Annotated in this window: 12 protein-coding genes and 2 tRNA genes; 12 read left to right on the forward strand and 2 right to left on the reverse strand. The window is 47.6% G+C overall.

The genetic code is table 11. The features are described from left to right. The first annotated feature begins 4 nt into the window (after window positions 1-4). From ACFTRD_RS04935 to ACFTRD_RS04970, 8 genes are all read left to right on the forward strand, one after another. Complete coding sequence (locus ACFTRD_RS04935; RefSeq protein ID WP_379377992.1) at window positions 5-961, forward strand: aldolase catalytic domain-containing protein; 957 nt, start codon at window positions 5-7, stop codon at window positions 959-961. A gap of 290 nt (window positions 962-1,251) precedes the next feature. Further along, window positions 1,252-3,378: a bifunctional diguanylate cyclase/phosphodiesterase gene (locus ACFTRD_RS04940; protein WP_379377993.1), complete on the forward strand. Its 2,127-nt coding sequence runs from the start codon at window positions 1,252-1,254 to the stop codon at window positions 3,376-3,378. A 139-nt stretch (window positions 3,379-3,517) separates the two neighbouring features. Beyond that, window positions 3,518-3,591, forward strand: a tRNA-Pro gene (locus ACFTRD_RS04945). Between the two features lie 11 nt (window positions 3,592-3,602). Then, window positions 3,603-3,673: transfer RNA gene (locus ACFTRD_RS04950), tRNA-Gly, on the forward strand. 530 nt (window positions 3,674-4,203) lie between these two features. Beyond that, window positions 4,204-6,096: a ribosomal protection-like ABC-F family protein gene (gene abc-f, locus ACFTRD_RS04955; RefSeq protein ID WP_379377994.1), complete on the forward strand. Its 1,893-nt coding sequence runs from the start codon at window positions 4,204-4,206 to the stop codon at window positions 6,094-6,096. A gap of 457 nt (window positions 6,097-6,553) precedes the next feature. Further along, entirely contained in the window at window positions 6,554-7,588 is a 1,035-nt protein-coding gene (gene pheS / locus ACFTRD_RS04960) for a phenylalanine--tRNA ligase subunit alpha (protein ID WP_379377995.1), read from the forward strand. Between the two features lie 72 nt (window positions 7,589-7,660). Further along, window positions 7,661-10,114, forward strand: coding sequence for a phenylalanine--tRNA ligase subunit beta (gene pheT / locus ACFTRD_RS04965; RefSeq protein WP_379377996.1), 2,454 nt, complete (start codon window positions 7,661-7,663; stop codon window positions 10,112-10,114). A 138-nt stretch (window positions 10,115-10,252) separates the two neighbouring features. Then, window positions 10,253-12,961, forward strand: a complete 2,709-nt coding sequence (locus ACFTRD_RS04970; RefSeq protein ID WP_379377997.1) for a cell division protein ZapA — start codon at window positions 10,253-10,255, stop codon at window positions 12,959-12,961. A gap of 105 nt (window positions 12,962-13,066) precedes the next feature. Here ACFTRD_RS04970 and ACFTRD_RS04975 read toward each other — a convergent pair whose 3' ends face one another. Continuing rightward, the gene (locus ACFTRD_RS04975) at window positions 13,067-13,450 is read right to left on the reverse strand and encodes a cupredoxin domain-containing protein (protein ID WP_379377998.1); all 384 of its coding nucleotides are present in this window, start codon (window positions 13,448-13,450) and stop codon (window positions 13,067-13,069) included. Between the two features lie 213 nt (window positions 13,451-13,663). Continuing rightward, window positions 13,664-14,029, reverse strand: a complete 366-nt coding sequence (locus ACFTRD_RS04980) for a phage holin family protein (RefSeq protein WP_379377999.1) — start codon at window positions 14,027-14,029, stop codon at window positions 13,664-13,666. A gap of 186 nt (window positions 14,030-14,215) precedes the next feature. Between ACFTRD_RS04980 and ACFTRD_RS04985 the strand changes: the two genes are divergently transcribed. The 4 genes from ACFTRD_RS04985 to ACFTRD_RS05000 all read left to right on the forward strand — a co-directional run bounded on the left by ACFTRD_RS04985 (window position 14,216) and on the right by ACFTRD_RS05000 (window position 19,109). Continuing rightward, window positions 14,216-16,585 carry an endonuclease MutS2 gene (locus ACFTRD_RS04985; RefSeq protein WP_192265481.1) on the forward strand — a complete coding sequence of 790 codons (2,370 nt, stop codon included), beginning with the start codon at window positions 14,216-14,218 and terminating at the stop codon, window positions 16,583-16,585. A gap of 71 nt (window positions 16,586-16,656) precedes the next feature. Further along, window positions 16,657-17,076: a DUF350 domain-containing protein gene (locus tag ACFTRD_RS04990; RefSeq protein WP_228469226.1), complete on the forward strand. Its 420-nt coding sequence runs from the start codon at window positions 16,657-16,659 to the stop codon at window positions 17,074-17,076. Window positions 17,077-17,195: 119 nt separating this feature from the next. Further along, window positions 17,196-17,762, forward strand: coding sequence for a hypothetical protein (locus ACFTRD_RS04995; protein WP_379378000.1), 567 nt, complete (start codon window positions 17,196-17,198; stop codon window positions 17,760-17,762). A 129-nt stretch (window positions 17,763-17,891) separates the two neighbouring features. Next, entirely contained in the window at window positions 17,892-19,109 is a 1,218-nt protein-coding gene (locus ACFTRD_RS05000; protein ID WP_379378001.1) for an MFS transporter, read from the forward strand. The last annotated feature ends 47 nt before the right edge of the window (window positions 19,110-19,156 follow it).

Consider the following 19,156-nt stretch of genomic DNA (forward strand, 5'->3'; position numbering starts at 1 on the left):
ATTAATGAAGACAAATCATTGCAAAATAGTAGATTGTACAATCCGTGATGGCGGGCTGGTAAATAATTGGGACTTTAGCGTGGACTTTGTTCAGCAGTTGTATGCTGGTTTGAATGAAGCCGGCGTTGATTATATGGAAATTGGATATAAAAATTCGCCGAAGCTCTTGAAGGGAGCGGAAGAGGCGGGACCATGGCGTTTTCTGAATGATGATTTTCTGCGCAAGGTTATTCCTCAGAAAGGAAACACCAAATTGTCTGCACTGGTTGATGTCGGTCGTGTAGATGAGAATGATATTCTGCCACGCAGCGAGAGCATGCTGGATCTGATCCGTGTAGCCTGTTACAGCAAAGATGTGGACAAGGCACTCGCTCTGGTTCAAACGTTCCATGACCGTGGGTATGAAACAACACTGAACATTATGGCACTGTCCAATGTGATGGAGAATGAACTGCTGGAAGCTTTTGAACTGATTAAGGAAAGTGCTGTGGATGTTGTATACATAGTGGACTCCTATGGTAGTCTGGATCATAATGACGTGAAATATCTGGTGGAAAAGTTCAAGACTCACTTGCCGAACAAACGTCTTGGCGTTCATACACACAATAACATGCAACTGGCATTCTCCAATACACTGATCGCAGCTGAGCTTGGTGTTGAACTGCTTGATGCTTCCGTATATGGAATGGGCCGTGCTGCCGGGAACTGTCCGACTGAACTGCTAGTTGCCCACTTGAAAGGCACGAAATACAATTTGCGTCCGGTGCTTGGTGTATTGGAGCAATTGATGGTCCCGCTCAGAGAAAAAGAAGAGTGGGGTTACATTCTGCCTTACATGATTACAGGTACGTTGGATGAGCATCCTCGCTCGGCAATGGCACTGCGTTCGTCAGAAGATAAAGATAATGTTGTCGATTTCTATGATAAACTGACGACACCAGAAGTGAATTTCGATAAATAAAATAGGCTAAAATTCAGTTGTAAACTAAAAAAACATGGAGTCCTATTGGGAATCCATGTTTTTTTAGTTCTAAATGCCTTGTTTTTCGGCGTATATATGAATATATATTCCTAGGAGTACATATTTTTTAGTTCACGTCTGCGGAAATAAATGTTATTATGTACCAGATAGCATGTTTGTGCATGTGAATTGAACGTTGGTAGATATGAAAATGTCGAATTTTGTAACAATAGATATTTTTATAGTTAAGGTATTTCAGGATAGGTGATCCCGGGAAGGAAAAACACGGCATGAAGGCTAATCAGCAAGATCAGAGAAAAATAGGTGGGGTCGCTATAGGCGGCTTAATGTGTTTCCTCGCAAGTCAATGGTTTCGTTCCTCTACAAGCTCTGATCTGATCATATCGGGTTACCCGGTTCTGACGCTCTTGGGTGGATTCGCTGCGGCAGCTGCCTGTATCGGCATTTACAATCAAAGCTGGTTATTCCAGACCCAAAGGCAGACCCTGCGAAGGGTCATGATGACTACGTTGTTTTTATTAATTGGTTTGTTTGAATTGGTTCACATCGTATCTTTTGCCGAAGAAATGCCGAGTGGTGCCATGGCCGAGTCCGATTTCTCGCTGAAAATGATGACGCTTGGATCTCTGGTTTGTGCAGCGGGTTTGCTGTTCATTTATACGGTCAAAGAAAAGGAAATTGCGTTACCACGCAAATTTTTGCTGTTTAGCGGAACGCTGGGAATTTTTGTTGTGTTATACATATTGGCTATTCAGGAATGGGCCGTGCTGCCAAACTTAATGTCGGGTGATGTGATTAGCGGGATGTTTACCCGGATTCATTTTCTGGTGGGCATCCTGTATGGCGTTACTGCTGCCGTGTTATTCGTTCACTGGAAAAAGAACAGAGAGGGAGATTTGCCTTCCATCCTTTGCGCTATTCTGTGTTTTTTCTATGGCGAATGTTACTTTGTTTCCGCAACGCAGATTAATGATATCAATCTCTTATGGGGTCTGTTCAGTGACTGTTTGGCTTATTTCTTTATCCAGAAGGGGCTATATTCATCTGTAGTGGATACGCCTTTCCTCAAGCAGCAGGTAGCTGAAGCGAAAATGAACTTTATTGCTCATCATGATGATGTGACAGGCCTGCCGAATCGCCGTCGCCTATCTCAACGACTCAAAGTGATGATGGACGAGGCTGTGGTGGAGGAGCAGCTTGTTGGCGTACTGGTACTGAACATTAACCGATTCAAAACGATTAATGATTCACTGGGTCAACAAGCAGCTAACCGTGTACTTCGTCAGGTAGGACAGCGTCTGAAGCATTCTTCGCTCCCCGGAGAGGAAGTGTTCGGGCTGGGAAGAGACGAATTCGTTCTGACAATGACAGATTTCTGCATAACAGATACGGCGTTACGGCGGACAAGATCCATTTTGCAACTATTCGAAAAACCTGTAACAGTAGATGGAAACGAATATCATCTCACGCTGGGTATCGGCATGGCGATATTCCCGCACGACGGATACTCACCGGAGGAGATCATTCAGAATGCGGATACGGCATTGCATCATGCCAAAGATCAGGGAGTGGAGCTTAACCGGTATGCGCACGCGATGCAGATGAAAGCCCAGGAACGGTTGCAGCTTGAGAATGATCTGCGTAAAGCGTTGGATCGGGGACAGTTCTATCTGGTGTATCAGCCGCAGGTTAATCTGGCAAGTGGCTTGATTGTAGGTATGGAGGCTTTGGTGCGCTGGCAGCACCCGCTCAGAGGAGCGGTATCCCCTGCTGAATTTATTCCTCTCGCTGAGGAGAGCGGGCTGATTGTTCCTCTAGGAGAATGGGTGCTGCGAGAGGCATGTGCACAGAACAAACGTTGGCAAGAAGCGGGTTACCGCAAGCTGTGTGTATCAGTTAACCTGTCCATGAGACAGTTCAGGCATTCCCACCTGCTGGATAACATTAGAGGCATCCTCAAGGAAACAGGATTGGAGCCAGTGTGGCTCGAACTTGAGATAACGGAAAGCATGACGTTTGATAAAGACCGAGCCTTTGAACAGTTGCGCAAAATCAAGGAGATTGGTGTTCATATCAGTATTGATGATTTTGGAACAGGGTACAGCTCCCTTCATTATCTGAAAGATCTGCCAATTGATCGACTCAAGATCGACCGTTCCTTTGTCAATGAAGTCCTGGAGGATAGTAACAATGCAGCGATTGTGTCTACCATTACGTCCATGGCGCATCACTTGCATTTGAAAGTAACAGCTGAGGGTGTGGAAAATGAGGACCAGCTTTCGTTTCTTCGTGACCAGCATTGTCATGAGGCTCAAGGGTACTTTTTCAGCAAGCCGATTGAAGCAGCGGATTTCGAAAAAAAGTTTTTGAGAGATGTGGATAAACCCACGGGATAGGATAGGCAGAGGCGCAGGTCGCGCTTCTGTCTTTTTTGTTTTAAAATGTTAGGGTGGAAATGGAAAAAAAGTTGCAAGCCTTGGATGTTCATGGTATATTAGTTTTGTAAAATTCGTGTTAATGTTCCTCGAAACTTAACGGGACGTAGCTCAGCTTGGTAGAGCACCTGGTTTGGGACCAGGGGGTCGCATGTTCAAATCGTGTCGTCCCGATCGTCATTCGTGCGGGTGTAGTTCAATGGTAGAACTTTAGCCTTCCAAGCTAATAGCGTGGGTTCGATTCCCATCACCCGCTTAACTCATGCAACATCCGAAACCCTTGTGAATACAAGGGTTTTATTTTTTTTGGAGGTATATGTACCACAATCGTAATGGATGAAATGTTGATTCCGAATGGCCCATAATAATCGGCTATACATCTGCCAAGTAATATCGCTGAATCCAATTCAAAACCTTTGCTTTTTCCCCATCATCTGGTACAATAACGAAGAAATCGATACTACACATGAATGAGAGGTAACCATACGTCCCATGAAGTAAAACACATGAATTGAACCCCAGTAACTGCAGAGAGTGTATTGACGCAGTCAGCCAGAGCGGCTGAGCAATGAGGGGATTCGTGTGTCCAAATTCAGCTATGGGATCAGGTATGGAGACAGGCAGGCTGTTCTGGCTTAGCTTGTGTGTACCCTTTTAAGGGTTCTTTGTTCATACCGTGGGGTATCTTATGCTTGTTTTTTGACGCTTTATCCAATCCTGAATTGCCAGACCGCCGGCTGATGCCAGCGGTTTTTTTATTTTGAATTGCAGGAAGGATGAGGCCTCATGATGACAATGGTACGCCTACATGAAGTATCGAAAGAGTGGAACGGAAATGAGTTGTTCGCAGGACTGAATCTGGAAATAAATGAAGGCGAGCGGCTCGCCATTCTGGGTCGTAACGGGTGTGGCAAAACTACCTTATTACGCATCATTCTTGGAGAAGAAGAGGGGGGTGGACGCATCGAACGCCACATTCCGCAGCAGGAGTGGGGATTCATGCGCCAGCGCTCCATGATCGAACCCGACATCAATGTGCTGGATGCCGTCCGTCAGGAAAGTGGACAGATCAACGAGGTGAAGCGTGACCTGGAAGAACTGGAACAGCGTATGGGCGAGAGTGAAGCGGCAGATGAGCAGTCGTTACTTGCAGCATACACAATAATAATGGAACAATATGAGCAATTGAACGGGTATATGTGGGAGACGGAGGTAGAGAAGGTACTGACACGTCTCGGGTTATCAGCGGAACATTGGAGCAGGCCGTATCATTCTTTGAGCGGTGGGCAAAAAACAAAGGCTCGTCTCGCAGGATTGCTGGTCAGTAAACCGAAATTTCTTATTCTGGATGAACCGACGAATCATCTGGATGAAGAGAGCATGCGCTGGCTTGAGGAATGGCTATCCACCTATGCCGGAACATTGTTGTTTGTCTCTCATGACCGGACCTTTATTGATCAGGTAGCAACGGGCGTCGTCGAGTTCAGCCCGGATGCCCTGACCAAATATAAGGGCGGCTATACAGATTATAAGGGCCACAAGGAACGCGAATGGCGTGAGCAGGAAGCGACCTATCGCAAGCAGGAACTGGAGCGGAAAGCGCTCGAAGAGACGATCCGCAATTATCAGCAGTGGTTTCATCAGGCTCATAATTCAGCGACCGATGTGGAGGTCAAAATCACTCAGAGCTTCTACAAAGCCAAGGCCAACAAGAATATTTCCCGCTACCATGCCAAACAGAAACAACTGGAGCGCCTGGAGAAAGAACGAGTGGATAAACCTCGTGAAGCTGCCAAATTAAACATGGAACTGCAGGTAAATACACTGGCTGCCCGTCAGCTCCTTGCATTGGAAGACGTTAGCTTTGCTTATCCAGGAAGCTCGACATTGCTTCACAATATCCGGATTGCGGTCGAACGTGGAGATCGTCTTGCCGTACGGGGGCCGAATGGTACAGGCAAGACGACACTGCTCAAACTGATGATTGGAGAGCTGCAACCATCCCAGGGCAAAGTGACACGCCATCCACAGCTAAAGATCGGTTATTTTTCGCAAGAGCTTGAGGGGTTACCGGAAAGTGAGACGCTTCTGGACAGTTTGCTCCGTCTTCCATCCATGACACAAAGTGCTGCACGTACCATTCTGGGATGCTTTTTATTCTCAAGAGATGATGTGTTCAAGCGTATTGGGGATTTGAGTATGGGAGAGAAGTGCAGAGTTGCATTCCTGCGGTTGTATTTCGGGGGATCTAACGTGCTGGTATTGGATGAACCGACGAATTATCTGGATATTGACACGCAGGAAGTGATGGAGAATATATTGAAGCAGGCATCCGGTGCGCTGGTGCTCGTATCCCATGACCGTATGCTGACCAAAGTACTCGCCAATCGCTTGCTTGATCTGGAGCCGGGCGGGAAGGCTGCGCTGTTCGAAGGTGGAGTGGAGGACTGGGAGCAATCTATCAAACTGCGAGAGTCCGCCCTTGAGGTTCGGGAATCAGATGATGAACGGCTCCGGCTTGAAATGCGGTTGTCCGAGTTGTTATCTCCCATGAACAGTGCGACTAAGGATGTATTAACAAAGCCTGATGATGCAGTCGAACGGGCGGCTGAGGTTGCCGAGGTTCGTGAAATTCAGCGTCGTTTGAACCAGCTGCATGAGCTGCGAAAACAAAAGTAATGGATGGATGAGGCAAAATCAGCTCATTTTTGGGCATTACGCTTCATCACGCAGCTTTACAGCTTGCTATTTCGAGTGATTTTGCATATAATAATGGACGATCATCTGTAAATTTGAAAGTTTTTCTAACATGCAAACGTGATGATGGAGACAAGTAAGCAGTGCCTCTGGACAGGGAGGAGACGCCGTAGATTGAGAGCGTTTCTGTAGAACAAGGCTGCTGAAATTCACTCCGGAGCGGTTCCCTGAACCATATCTTGCGATTCATCGCAGGAGTTAGTAGGGGCTAACGGTTAACGGTCGTTATTCCGTATAGAGTGAGGCAAACATGTTGCAGGCCGGAAGGGCTGGGCAGCACTGAATGTCTAACAAGGGTGGTACCACGGTCTTTTCGTCCCTTCAGGGGAGAGAAGGCCTTTTTTTGTTGCAATAAACCACATAAAGGGGGCATTTACACATGAAAGAACGTTTGGAGGCATTAAAGATCGAAGCGCTGGAACAACTGTCTGTCGTGAAGGATCCACAGACGCTGAGTGATCTGCGTGTAAAGTATTTGGGGAAGAAGGGTGCATTGACCGAGATTTTGCGCGGTATGGGTGCGCTTAGTGCAGAGGAACGTCCGGTGATCGGCCAGGTGGCCAATGATGTTCGCGGCGCGATTGAAGAAGTGATTGACAGCAAACAGGAGCAGTTCCAAAAGGAAGAGACGGAGAAACGTCTGCAATCCGAGAAAATTGATGTGACCCTGCCGGGACGTCGCGGACGTCAGGGCGGACTGCATCCACTGACCAAAGTGGTACAGGAAATCGAAGATATTTTCATTGGTATGGGATACCGGGTAGCGGAAGGCCCTGAGGTTGAAATGGATTATTACAACTTCGAAGCACTGAATCTGCCGAAGAACCACCCGGCACGTGATATGCAGGATTCCTTCTATGTAACAGAAGACCTGTTGATGCGTACACATACGTCACCGGTTCAGGTTCGTACCATGCAAAGCATGAAAGGCGATGTGCCTGTTAAAGTCATCTGTCCGGGTAAAGTATACCGTCGTGACGATGATGATGCGACGCATTCGTTCCAGTTCAATCAGGTTGAGGGTCTGGTCATTAGCGAGAATATTCGCATGAGCGACTTGAAGGGAACTTTGCTGCAATTCGTACGCGAAATGTTCGGTGCACATACCGAAATCCGTCTCCGTCCAAGCTTCTTCCCGTTCACTGAGCCAAGTGCGGAAGTGGATGTCACTTGCGTACAATGCGGTGGCAGTGGTTGCCGGGTATGTAAACAGACGGGCTGGCTTGAGATCTTAGGCGGCGGTATGGTTCACCCGAAAGTGCTCGAGATGGGCGGTTATGATCCGGCGAAATACAGTGGGTTTGCATTCGGAATGGGCGTAGAGCGTATTGCCATGCTGAAATATGGCATTGATGACATTCGTCATTTCTACAACAGTGATATGGCGTTCCTGAAACAATTCGGACGACTGTAATTACCGAAGTAGCATACTGGGCGAACGCCCTTCATTTGCAACACCAATTTATAGATTAGGAAGTGAACGTCCATGAGAGTATCGACAGATTGGCTGTCTGATTATATCGCGCTGGAAGGCGTAGAGCCGCAAGAGCTGGCTGAGAAAATGACCCGTGCGGGTATTGAGATTGATGTAGTGGAGAACCGGAACCAGGGTGTGAACAACGTGGTTGTCGGTTACGTGAAGAGCAAGGAGAAGCACCCTGACGCTGACAAGCTGAATGTATGTGTGATTGATGCCGGTCAGGAAGAAGATCTGCAAATCGTGTGTGGTGCGAAAAATGTGGATGCCGGTCAAAAGGTAGTCGTTGCCCTGGTCGGAGCAAAGCTCCCTGGTGGACTCGATATCAAAAAAGCCAAGCTGCGGGGCGTCGTATCCCTTGGCATGATCTGCTCTGCGAAAGAACTGGGCATGAACGACAAGTTGCTGCCGAAGGACCAGCAGGAAGGCATTCTCGTTCTGCCAGAACAGACGGAGATCGGCACGCCAATCAGTCAGGTTCTTGGTCTTGATGATTATGTGCTTGAACTGGACCTGACGCCAAATCGTTCCGACTGTCTCAGCATGCGTGGGGCGGCTTATGAAGTTGGTGCCATCCTGGGTCGTGAAGTGAAGCTGCCTGATCCAAAAGAGCAATTGGTGGAAATCAGTGATGCGGCTGCGAATCATATTTCGGTTGAGATTACCGCTACGGAACAATGCAGTCACTATGCGGCACGTTATGTAACGGGAATTAAGCTGGGAGCTTCCCCTCAGTGGATGCAAAACCGTTTGATGGCCGCTGGCATTCGTCCGATCAATAATATCGTTGACATCACAAACTATGTCATGCTGGAATACGGACAGCCGCTGCATGCTTTTGATGCAGATAAGCTGGAGAAGGGCCACATCGAAGTGCGGATGGCCAAAGAAGGCGAAACGATCGTGACGTTGGATAGTCAGGAGCGCAAGCTGGAGCCGCATATGCTGCTCATTACGGATGGCGTAAAACCGGTAGCCATCGCGGGTGTTATGGGTGGCGAGAATTCCGAGGTAACGGAAACCACAGTAAATCTGTTGCTGGAATCCGCCAAGTTCGATGGCGGAACCGTTCGGAAAACGTCGCGCCAACTGGGGCTGCGTTCCGAAGCAAGCATGCGTTTTGAGAAGGAAGTCGATCCGGCTGCTGTCATTACGGCGTTGAACCGTGCGGCTGAATTGATTCAGCGTTATGCGGAAGGCGAAGTTCACCAAGGGATTGTGGAAGCGGGAACAGAGGCTGCGGATAAACGTGTTGTGCAGCTGTCGCTGGATAAACTGAATCGTTACCTGGGAACCGATTTGTCTCTGCTTGAAGTGAAAACCATTTTCGCTCGTTTGCACTTTGCGTGTGGTGATGCGCAGCAGGGTCTGCTTGATGTGGAAGTGCCAAGCCGCAGAGGGGACATTACACTTGATGTGGATCTGTTTGAAGAGATTGCACGTCTGTACGGATATGACAATATTCCAACCACTTTGATCGAAGGACCAACAACACCAGGTGCTTACACACCATCCCAGGCAATGCGACGTACCATTCGTGGTCTGTTTGCAGGCAGCGGATGGCAGGAAATGATCAGTTATTCGTTCGTTCACCCGGACAACGTATCTTTGTTCCCCGCTTTGACAGAAGGCAGTCAAGCGGTGAAGCTGGCTATGCCAATGAGTGAGGATCGCAGTGTGCTCCGCAAGAGCATTCTACCGCAAATGCTGGATGCAGCAGTGTACAATATGAATCGCAAGGCAGATTCACTGGCTGTGTTCGAAGTGGGCAGTGTGTTTTTCACCGAAGAAGAGAAACTGACCAAACAGCCACACGAGATTCCAGTGTTGAGCTTGTTGCTTACGGGAAATCGTGCATCTCAGCAGTGGAATGTGGGAGCAGAAAAAGTGGACTTCTTCGATCTGAAAGGTGCACTTGAAAACCTGTTCGCCTATGTGGGTCTGGAGCAGCGCATTCGCTTGGTGGCAAACAGTCCGGAAGGTTTCCATCCTGGTCGCTCTGCATCGGTATACCTGGATGCAAAAGATGGCGGAGAGGGCAAACGGATTGGTACGATGGGTCAATTGCATCCTGAACTGCAGCAGCAGTATGATTTGAACGATGTATATCTCGCGGAGATTGCGCTCGATGCGATCTATAGTGAAGCGGATGCGGATATCCGTTATCGTGAGCTTCCACGTTTCCCTGCAGTTGAGCGGGATATCGCCGTTGTTGTGAATAAAGATATCGAAGCTGGAGATATGCTGCGTGCGATTCGTGAATCTGCTGGTGAACTGTTGCAAACCGTACAGGTATTCGACGTGTTCACAGGCAGCAAGCTCGGTGAAGACAAGAAGAGCGTAGCGATGGCTCTCGTGTATCGCAACCGTGAACGCACATTGACGGATGAGGAGATTACTGAGGTTCATGCTCGTGTTGTTGCTCGTCTGGAGGAGCAATTTGCAGCCGAATTGCGTAAATAGAACATAAGTCAATTTTTTGAACAAAGATTAGCAGGAATTGCTTGAAGTCGCATCGAATCCTTAGCATTAGAGGATCGATGTGACTTTTTTTGTTAAACAGCTTAGAATCAACATACAGACTTGAAGGAGGGCACAACTGTGACTACACCTGATCGTACACGCGTCACCGTAGAGATCTACGGGACTTCCTATAAACTGGTTGGCAGCAGTGCCGACTATATGAAACAAGTAGCTAACCTGGTGGATGAGCGAATGAGCGCTATCTCCAAACATCATTCCCGACTGGATACTCCTCGTATTGCGGTGCTGGCAGCTGTACATATGGCTGAGCAGTCTCTTCAGACTCAGGAAATTCGGAATGAGCTGAAAATGCTGACCGGTGAACGTACCGAACTGAGAAATGAGTTAAATCGGCTGATTGCCATACAAAATGAACATCAGCAGGAATTGGAACGCCGAGACCAAGCTCTGGCTGAAGCAACCAAGCTGAAGAATGAGGCGGAACAGGCCTTTGCAAAGCTCCAGAAGGACCAACAAGCAGAGGTAGCTAAGCTTAAGGCATTACTTGAGCAGGAACGAGCTCAGGCAGCAGATCGTGAGCAGAAGCTTCAGGCTCAAGCTGCGGCTCAATTGAAAGCAGCGGAAGAGAAGGGGCAGGCCCGTCTGAAAGAAGCGGAAGAAAAAGCAGCAATTCAACTCAAGAATGCCCAGGCTCAGGCGGCGACCCAGCTGAAGGAAGCATTGACTCGTTCAGCATCTGAGCTACAGCAGACCCAGGCCAAAGCGATTGCACAATACAAGGAATTGCAGGATAAGACGGCAGCACAACTGAAAGAAGCAGAAGCTCGGGCTGTGGCAGAACGTCAAAAAATTGAGGTTCAGGCTGCAGAGCAGGTACAAGCGGCGAAGGAACAAGCCGAAGCTGCAATTTTGTCTGAATTGGAACAAGCTGAGGTCCAATTGCAAAAAGTTCAGGAGGATGCCCAGCTTCGATATCATGAACTTCAGTCTGAGATGGAACAGCGTATCCAGCAGGCAGAGCAATCTGCTGCAAAGCAAGCTCAAGAACTGACTGACAAGGCAAAGGAAGAACAGACTGTACTGCTGCAGCAAGCAGAGCAGAAGCGACGGGCTGAGATCGAAGAGCTGAATGCGGCGTTCAAGGAATCATCCGAACAGGCCGAATTGGAATGGATGGAAAAAGAAGCAGCTTATGAAGAGCAGCTTCAACAAATCAATGAAGCGGCCCGGATTCAGGCGGCCGAAGCCGCTGTCACCGCTGAGGCTTTGCTGCAAGAGGAACGCAGCAAGCTGAAGCAGCAGTTGGAAGAAGAACGTAAACAGGCGAAGTCGCGCCTGGCAGATATCGAAGGTCAATTAGTTGAAGCGCGGAAGCAACTCAAGAATGCTCAAGAGGTGATTGTCGATCAAGAACAACAACTTCAGCACGAGCGAAGCCAAACGGAGACATTACGCAATGAACAAACCATACACAAGCAGGAGCAGGATGTTCAGCTTCGTCGAATTACGGAGCTTGAGCAGCAACTGGAACAATTGAAAGCAGACAGTGCCCAGTTGCAGGAACAGCTTCGTAACACAGAAGCTGATGTCCAACAGTCCCGGGAAACGCAGCAGCAATGGAAGCAACAGTATAACGAGACCGTTGAGCGTGAGACTTCTCTGACTGCACAGCTGCGCAAAGTACAGGATCAGCACGCCCATCTTGAACAGGAGATCACAAAACTCCGTGAAGCCGAAGTGAAATCCGAGGATGAGCAGCGCAGACTGCAAAAAGTGCTTGAACAGGCCCATGCAGCAGTTCGCATATTGCAAAATGAGATCAGTACACTTACCCAAAGTGAGCAATCTTGGAAAGCGCAGGCGGAACAACGTCTGATTGAGATCGGTGAATTGGAAACCCAGGTACTTGAAGCTGCAGAGCAAAATGAGACGCTGGAATTGGGTGTGCAGTCCCTTCACGATGAATTGTCTGTGGTTAAAGAAGAGGCTCGCCATGCTGGTGAAGAAACCGAACGTTATATCGCGCGAGCAAGCCTCCTGGAGCAAGAACGAGAAGAACTTAACCGTGAAATGAATGAAGTCCGTGCAGAGCTGAACAAGCTGCAGGAAAGTTATAAACAAATCCGTAAGGATTACAGCGATGCACTTCAACGTGAAGAGGACTATAATCACAAAATGAATGAAATGAGTGAAGAAAAGGAAGAGATTGTACGTGCGCTTGAAGAATCCAGACAGAATGCCAAACAGCTATCTGAACGGATTAATGAACAAGGCAGCTTGCTGACTCAGACAGAGGAAGAAGCACTAGAGTGGCAAATCAAGCATGAAGAATTATCTGCGCAACAAGCCGAGCTCTCCTCTCGTCTGCAAGAGCTGACTGCCCGGGAAGATGAGCTAAGCTCCAAGGTAGAACAAGCGGAACAACAAGAACAGGTTTGGCAACGTCGTGCAGATGAATGGGCGGCTCAGGAACAATCCTGGCAGGAACGCTGGGCAGCACTGGAGAACGAATTAAACCTTTGGCAGAAAGAGAGTGCTGCCAGTGTTGAAAAAGTAGAAGAGCTGGAGCAGGAGCGCGAGCAGCTTGCCAAGCAACGTACAGAAGCGATTGAAGAAAAGCAGACAATGGAACATGAATTGCTGGAGATCGGTGAGCGGTATGAACTTGCGGCCCATCAGCTGCGTTTACTGCAAGTTGAACGTGAGATGGAGCAGGAGAAGGCGGAGCAGCTGAATACGGATTATCGCCAGTTGCGGGATGAATATACGAAATTGCAGACGGAATATAACGAATGGATTGAATTGATTGAGCAGGATCAGACCTAGCCTGATGATGATGTCATGACTCGAATCCTGCACAGCGCACTCGTGTACAATTTGTTATAATGAAGAAAGAGCTCCCGTCGTTACGGGGGCTCCTTGTCTTGAACACTATTCGTCAACAATAATTTTGGAGATCATACTGCTATGACCGCTTCCACAAAAGACGGAACAGGACATTTCGAATTCCCCTGCTTTGTCGGGAGTAATCACCTTGGAACTGTTCTTGGTGTCCAGCTGAAGGTTTAGCTCTGGCACGAGAACGCCATGGTTACCGTTCGTATTTTCATAGACAATCTTAACCGGGACCCCTTTTTTTAAGTGGTATTCAGGCTGGTCGAATTCATAGTTGCTCGCTTTGATGACCAGTTCTTCGCTTGCTGTAACACCCGAATCGGATTCGCCGTTTGATTCTGCGGATTGTCCAGTTCCTCCACATGCAGCAAGGACCAGGATCAACATACAGGCTGCAAGCCATGCTATGCCTCTCTTCATCATGTGCCTCCTTAAAAAGCGTGATATGGATAAAATTTGAATGATTTCTCCAGCCATCATACCGCAAATTGAGGATGCCTGTACATGTTGCCTATGTCGTTTTTTTGAACTTCACCTATGCTTGACAAAAAAAACCTCATCAGGCATTTAAGCCATCAGAGGTTTAGGGGAAGCTGGCACAGGATATCGGGGGTTAAGCAGGTAAAGTGGAGTCTATGCGTGATCTTTAGACCTTCTTCCGGCATCAAAAGGCGTAGAAACCGGAATGAAGAGATCAATGATCCCAATGACCAATGCAGCCAGAACAGCACCAAGCAGACTGACATGCACATGATCTACAACATATTGTCCAATCCAGATTACCAGTGCACTGACGATGAAGCCGACAATACCACGGCCAAAAGGATTTACCCTTTTACCGAAGATGCCTTCAATGATCCAACCGAGAAGGGCGATAACCAGAGCAAGCATCAGAGCACTCCAGAAACCGCCAACGGTGAATCCGGGCACGATCCAGCTGACAACCATCAACACAATTGCGGCGATGATAAATCGCACGACATGTCCCAGAAAATTCATGGTGTTTACCTCCTTTTATTCAGATGGGATTGGGCAGTGGAATCCTGTTAAACGGAGAGGTTGCACAATCCTGACACTTGTAGTTTGCGGCGGCAAGTCCCAAGTTATGTGTGGAAGGATTCGTTAAATAGCGCAAGGGAGTTTCTTTCGTTATAATACAGTTATAGTTTGGAAGGAGTTGTACACTTGGACACGAAAATTTTACACACATTGGAATATCGCAAAATTTTAAATACATTGCAAAGCTTTGCCCAGACTACGATGGGTAAAAAGAAAGCGGATCAACTGGAGCCGATCAGTGAACTGGAAGAAGTGAAGAGACTTCTGCAGCAGACGGATGAAGCCTTTAGGTTTGACCGTCTGAAAGGGTCTCCATCTTTTGGGGGAATTGTAGATATTACCGCTTCCGTCAAACGAGCAGAAATTGGAGGCACGTTGAATCCGCATGAACTTTTGGGGATTTCCAATACTACCTTTGCTGCACGTCGGTTGAAACGCCAGATTGCTGCGCTTCATGACGATGAAAAAGTGGAATCGCTGTTCTATATCAGTGATCAAATATCCGAGCAAAAGACACTTGAAGATGCGATTCGCAATTGTATTGACGATAATGCTGAAGTTTCTGACAGCGCGAGTGTAACGCTGGCGCAGATTCGTCGTGAGCTTCGCGGTGGTGAGGCACGCATTCGCGAGAAGCTGGATTCAATGATTCGTTCTTCTACAGTATCCAAAATGTTACAGGATCAAATCATTACCATTCGTGGTGATCGGTTTGTTATTCCTGTAAAGGCGGAATATCGTTCCTATTTCGGTGGGATTGTTCACGATCAATCCGGTTCGGGTGCAACCCTGTTTATAGAGCCGGAATCCATCGTCGCCATGAACAACAAATTGCGCGAGACCCGGATCCGGGAAGAACGCGAAATTGAAGTGATTTTGCAGAAATTGACGGCTCTTGTCAGTGAACAGGTGGAGTGGCTGTTGTATGATGTCGACCTGTTGGGATCACTTGATTTCATTTTTGCGAAAGCACGCCTTGCACGGGAACTGAAGGCCACATTGCCACGGATGAATGACCGGGGATTCCTCAAGATTAAAAAGGGACGTCATCCGCTGATTTCCATCGAAAATGTGGTGCCTACCGATATTGAACTGGGCAATGAATATACGTCTATCATCGTGACGGGTCCCAATACGGGAGGAAAGACCGTCACGCTCAAAACGATTGGATTGCTGAGCCTCATGGCGATGTCAGGGTTGTTCGTTCCAGCCGAGGATGGCAGCCAACTGTGTGTATTTGATGCGATCTATGCGGATATTGGTGATGAGCAAAGCATTGAACAGAATCTGAGTACGTTTTCCAGCCATATGACGAACATTATTCGGATATTGAAAAATATGACTACCAAAAGCTTGGTCCTCCTTGATGAGGTTGGGGCGGGTACGGACCCGGCCGAAGGCTCTGCACTGGCCATTTCCATTTTGGAGCACATGCACCAGACTGGATGCCGGATGGTAGCTACAACACATTACAGTGAATTGAAAGCTTACGCCTATGAGCGTAAAGGTGTTATTAATGCGAGTATGGAATTTGACGTAAACACACTGAGCCCAACCTATCGGCTTCTTGTCGGTGTGCCTGGGCGGAGTAATGCGTTTGCAATTGCCGAACGATTGGGTTTGCCGGGATACATTCTCAATTATGCGCGTGGTGAAGTGAAGGAAGAAGACCAGCGGGTTGAGCATATGATTGCTTCTCTCGAAGAGAACCGGCTTACGGCTGAGCAGGAACGTGAGCGCGCGGAACTTCTGCGCCAGGATATGGAGAAATTGCGCAGCAGGCATCAAGCGGAACTGGAGAAGCTGGAGCAGCAGCGTGACCGTCGCATAGAAAAAGCAGAAGAAGATGCCCGTTCCATTGTGGACAAGGCGAGAGCAGAGGCTGAGAAGATTATAGCGGATCTTCGCCAGCTTGCCATGGAAGAAGGGGCCTCCGTTAAAGAACACAAGCTTATAGCTGCTCGGAAACAACTGGATGAAGCCGAACCGGAAAAACGTAAAAAAACGGTTAAGCGCAATGCAACTGCAACCAAAACTCGTGCAATCGGCCCGGGCGATGAAGTTCTCGTTTATAGTTTGAATCAAAAAGGTCACGTAGTCGAGATGTCAGGCACCAAAGAAGCGATAGTACAGTTGGGGATTATGAAAATGAAGGTGTCCCTGAATGATCTTGAATTGCAGCAGTCTGCACCAGCAGAATCCAAACCGAAGCAGAAACCGGTAACGGGCGTGAAACGAACTCGTGATGACAATGTGAAGAGCGAACTGGATCTGCGGGGAACGAATCTGGAAGAAGCCCTGATGGAAACGGATCGTTTTATCGATGAAGCTTTCCTGGCTAATCTGGGTCAGGTTTATATTATTCATGGTAAAGGAACAGGAATTTTACGTTCCGGTATTCAGGATTACCTTCGTAAGCATAGACATATAAAAAGTTACCGGCTGGGCAATTACGGAGAAGGCGGAAACGGTGTAACCGTCGCAGAATTGGAATAGCCCGACCATGAATCAAAGATATTCAGCTGCCTAATCGATTGAGGCAGCTGAATGGGGAAGGGGAACGGTGAGTGAAGGGGACGATTGACCAATTGCTGTCTCATCCCTTGGGGATGGTGCTCGGATTTTTCTCCGTAGCGATTATGGAATTGCTAGTATTTCTCGCTTGCTTCGAACTGGTGACCAAATACAAATGCTGGCATGAAATCAAGAAGGGAAACGTGGCTGTAGCCATGGCTACAGGAGGCAAGATCTTCGGAATCTGTAATGTGCTTCATTTCTGCATTCAGGCCAAATCTTCGGTATATGAAGCCATGACGTGGTCAATTGTAGGATTTGTCCTTCTGCTCATTGCCTATTTTTTATTCGAATTTCTAACACCGGTGTTCTCCATTGACAAGGAGATTGAAGCGGATAACCGGGCTGTCGGATTGATATCCATGATTATTTCCGTCTCGTTGTCATTTGTTATTGGCGCGAGCATCATGTAGGGGGACCGTTGATGAAAATTTTGATACGGATTCTGTTTGCTGCATCCATTGTTTTTTTTGCGATTGGCATCATTTATGTTATGAACACATGATATTAGGAGAGAAAGGTTGATTTAATAATGGAGACAACAGTATGCCCATGGTGCCAAACCGAAATTGTATGGGACGAGGAACTCGGTCCAGAAGAAGAATGCCCTTATTGTCACAATGAACTTAAGGGATATCGTACCTTAAATATCAATATCGGTGATGAAGAGACTGACGATTCCGAGGAAGACATCTATGATGTCGATGATGTAGCGGACGATGAACAAACTACGGATCTTGCCGCCCTGTGGGGGAACGAAGTAGAGCTAAAATTGCCTGAGCTTCGTACATTACAGAAGTATGCAGATGAGGGTAATGATCTGATTCAATATGAAGAAGGTGTGGAGAAACAGCTTGATCTGCAAGAAGAAGTGCCAGAATGTCCGCATTGCCGTGAATTTATGATTCTCACAGGTACACAGAAGGCAACGAAGGATAACTTCAATCCTGTTGCTAATGCCGTCTCTGGTGCAAACTCGTTGCTTGATGCACCTTTCTCTGTACAAATGTATGTATGTTCGGGATGTTTCCAGATCCAATATAACCTCTCTGAAGATGATCGTCTTCGCCTGATTCAAAATCTTAGTGTACGGAAATAAAGATTATAATGTGGTTTGAAAATATAAAATTCCGGAAAATTCATCATGTTTTCCTTCTCCTTGGGGTACGTTAACCCTGAGACCTGCCTGTGAAGTACTAGCTTCATGTGGAAATAGGAGGGAGAGCAGATGAAGATTTCTCTGGGCCGACAATCCATTCTGCTACTAGGCGTGAATGGATTGTTTGTGTTAGCTGGAGCTTTGTCAGGGACGTTTCTGAATGTATATCTGTGGAAAAGCCGTCCGGATTATGCCATGCTTGGGTGGTTTACGGTAAGCCAGCAACTTGCACTGGGGCTCACCTTTTGGCTCGCGGGAAAATGGGTCAAGGAACATAATAAAATGAGCGCGTTACGCTTGGGAACCGCCTTGTCGGGCATATTTTACATGCTTGTGTTATGGGCAGGGCCCAAAGCAGTTGACTGGATTTGGCCCTTGGGAATTTTGCTCGGATGTGCGCTTGGATTGTTCTGGATTGCGTTCAACGTCGTGTACTTTGAAGTGACGGATCGGGAGAACAGGGACTTGTTCAATGGTTGGGTGGGCCTCTTGGGTTCCATGACAGGCATTATTGGCCCATGGTTCTCTGGTTTTGTTATTTCCCGTATGGCAGATAACTCAGGGTATCGCCTTATCTTTACAGTGTCGCTGGTGATCTATGTGATTGCTGTGGTGTTCAGCTTTTTTCTGAAAAAGAGAAAGGTCAGTGGCACCTACCAATGGTCCGAACCATGGCGACAGTTAGCTGCGAAGGATAGTGCTTGGAGGCCCGTAGGTATGGGACTGTGTGCTCAAGGTGCACGTGAAGGAGTCTTTGCCTTTCTGATTGCCCTGCTCGTCTATGTAGCTACAGAGCAGGAGTATAAGCTTGGTCAGTTTTCTTTGATCACTTCAGCGGTAGCACTGGTGAGTTACTGGGCAGCAGGCAAATGGTTTCAGCCACAATATAGATCCAAAGGGATGTTTATTGGAGCATTGTTGTTATTCGTGGTATTGATTCCACTGTTATGGAAAGTCAGTTACGGTACGCTTTTAATTATGGGAATCGGGTCTGCTTTGTCGATGCCATTGTATATGCTGCCAATGATATCCGCAGGATTCGACTTGATGGGGACAAGTGGTGAAAATGTGGAGAAAAGAGTCGAACTTGTCGTATTAAGGGAGCTGTGTTTGATGGTTGGTCGTTTACTGGGCCTTGCTTTATTTATCATCACAGTCATGAATGACCCTTCATTACAAACGTTAACTTGGCTTATAGTGTCTTTGGGATCTTTCCCGCTAATCGGTTGGATTTTCATGCGCAAAATACTTGTGCAAACACAGCATCCAAAACGGTCTGAACCATGATAAAAAGGGTACAGTGCAGAAGTGGAATTTCTGTATTGTACCCTTTT

The sequence above is a fragment of the Paenibacillus sp. NPDC056933 genome, assembly GCF_042674385.1.
Taxonomy (GTDB): domain Bacteria; phylum Bacillota; class Bacilli; order Paenibacillales; family Paenibacillaceae; genus Paenibacillus.

Excerpts from the sequence above, each read along its gene's own strand:
- ACFTRD_RS04935 (WP_379377992.1), top strand. The coding sequence starts at position 5 with ATGAAGACAAATCATTGCAAAATAGTAGATTGTACAATCCGTGATGGC.
- ACFTRD_RS04940 (WP_379377993.1), top strand. The coding sequence starts at position 1,252 with ATGAAGGCTAATCAGCAAGATCAGAGAAAAATAGGTGGGGTCGCTATA.
- abc-f (WP_379377994.1), top strand. The coding sequence starts at position 4,204 with ATGATGACAATGGTACGCCTACATGAAGTATCGAAAGAGTGGAACGGA.
- pheS (WP_379377995.1), top strand. The coding sequence starts at position 6,554 with ATGAAAGAACGTTTGGAGGCATTAAAGATCGAAGCGCTGGAACAACTG.
- pheT (WP_379377996.1), top strand. The coding sequence starts at position 7,661 with ATGAGAGTATCGACAGATTGGCTGTCTGATTATATCGCGCTGGAAGGC.
- ACFTRD_RS04975 (WP_379377998.1), bottom strand. The coding sequence starts at position 13,450 with ATGAAGAGAGGCATAGCATGGCTTGCAGCCTGTATGTTGATCCTGGTC.
- ACFTRD_RS04980 (WP_379377999.1), bottom strand. The coding sequence starts at position 14,029 with ATGAATTTTCTGGGACATGTCGTGCGATTTATCATCGCCGCAATTGTG.
- ACFTRD_RS04995 (WP_379378000.1), top strand. The coding sequence starts at position 17,196 with ATGGAGACAACAGTATGCCCATGGTGCCAAACCGAAATTGTATGGGAC.
- ACFTRD_RS05000 (WP_379378001.1), top strand. The coding sequence starts at position 17,892 with ATGAAGATTTCTCTGGGCCGACAATCCATTCTGCTACTAGGCGTGAAT.